Genomic DNA, 1558 nt, shown 5'->3' on the forward strand with positions numbered 1-1558 from the left:
GTGCTGAGGGCGGTGGCCGGGAGGGTGGGCAGCGGGCCTACGGGTGGCAGCTCCCAGACCGCCGGATCGGGGACGAACGGGCCGGTGCGGTCCAGGAGCTGGACGAGGGCGAGGTCCCGTGCCCGGTCCATCCACCGATGGGTGACCTCGTCGATGACGCCGAGGCGCCGGGCGTGGGCGTACTCGTCCTCGTCCTTCCAGCTGTACGTCGAGAGATCGGGGGTGATCACCAGGTCCAGGAAGAGGTCGAGGGTGTCGAGGCCGATGGCCGTCCGCCGGTACGGGCGCTCGAAGTTGACGTACCAGTACAGTGGCCGACCGTCGGGCGTCAGGAAGCGGTGGACACTGAACGGCGCTCCGGCGGTGAAGCGGCTGAGCACCACGGTGTCGCGCCAGGTCCAGTCATCGAGTTCCCACCGGCCGGCGGCGAGGTCCTCGATGCAGTCCAGCCGCGCGGCGTCGTCCCCCGCGCGGGCGGCGGCGGTCCAGCCGGCCGGGGCCAGGGTCTCCGTCCCCGGGCGGGCGGTGAGGGTCAGGGTCGCGCCGTCGTCCGCGAGCACGGTGTACGGCATGGCCGACCAGACCCTGCCGTGGGCGACGTCCCGTCGCACGGCGGTGCCGCCCGGGGAGAAGACCGGGGAGAAGGCCGGGGCCGTCATCGGATGTAGTAGGCCCGGTTGTGGGCGGCGACCGGCGGGGACTGGTAGGTCCAGACCCCGGCCGCCGGGGCGTCGGCGATCAGGTGGGCGAGGTCGCGGGCCGACTCCTCCGCAGGGTTGCCGAGGTCGAGCCGGACGCGGTCGGCGGTGCGGTCGTCCAGGGCGTAGTAGCGGTAGGGCTGGTAGACGTTGAGCGGCCCGGCCAGCAGCTTGCCCTCGTCGTCGGTGCCGTAGCCGGTGATCGGCGTGTTGTTGACGGACTCGGGGGTGAGGCCGACCAGGTTCACGTCCAGGGCGAGGAGTTCCTCGTCGTGGCGGATCAGTCCGTCCTGCCCGAGGCCGGCCCGACGGCAGGAGACCGTCCAGCGTTCGCGCACGTCGGGCGCGTTGAGGGAGGGCAGGGTGGTCTCGAACCAGCCCGGGTGCTTGGGCTCGGCGTACAGCCGGCGCCCGGCGTCGATGGCGAGCGGGTTGTCGCAGAGGACGTGCAGCCGGGCGATGCCGAGCAGCTTGGTCTGGTCGTACCCCCGGGCGTACTGGCCGTAGTTGACCACCGGCATCCGCTCCTCGGCGAAGAGCGGGTGGGCGATCAGGTTGATCTCCAGCTCCTGGGTGATGCCGCCGCCGTTCGGATACTGGGCGAAGTAGAGCTGGTAGTTGAGCGAGACGCAGGCCCCGCCGTCGAAGGCGGCGACGTTCAGCCCGGGGTGGCGCTTGGCGAGCAGTTCGCGCGCCCGCGCGCGGTCGATCAGGTAGTCGACGCCGATGTTGTGCAGCGCACCGTAGTGGAAGGGCAGGTGGTACGGCTCCGGTACGGGCGGCAGCGGCAGGCCGGTCATGAGGGCTCCGAGGACGGGGAGAGACGGGAGAGACGGGGGAAACCGCGGGGGCGGTACGAG

The 1558-nt window shown here is 72.0% G+C and carries 2 protein-coding genes; both read right to left on the minus strand.

Going from position 1 to position 1558, the window contains the following annotated elements; all coding sequences use genetic code 11:
- Positions 1-659, minus strand: a 659-nt coding sequence (locus ACIQOV_RS40870; protein WP_401056133.1) for a DUF402 domain-containing protein, incomplete at its 3' end; no start/stop codon positions are given.
- Positions 656-1498, minus strand: a complete 843-nt coding sequence (locus ACIQOV_RS40875) for a hypothetical protein (protein ID WP_401056135.1) — start codon at positions 1496-1498, stop codon at positions 656-658. The genes ACIQOV_RS40875 and ACIQOV_RS40870, both read right to left, overlap by 4 nt.
- Positions 1499-1558 lie beyond the last annotated feature (60 nt).

The sequence above is a fragment of the Kitasatospora sp. NPDC091257 genome, assembly GCF_044757675.1.
Taxonomy (GTDB): domain Bacteria; phylum Actinomycetota; class Actinomycetes; order Streptomycetales; family Streptomycetaceae; genus Kitasatospora; species Kitasatospora lactacystinica.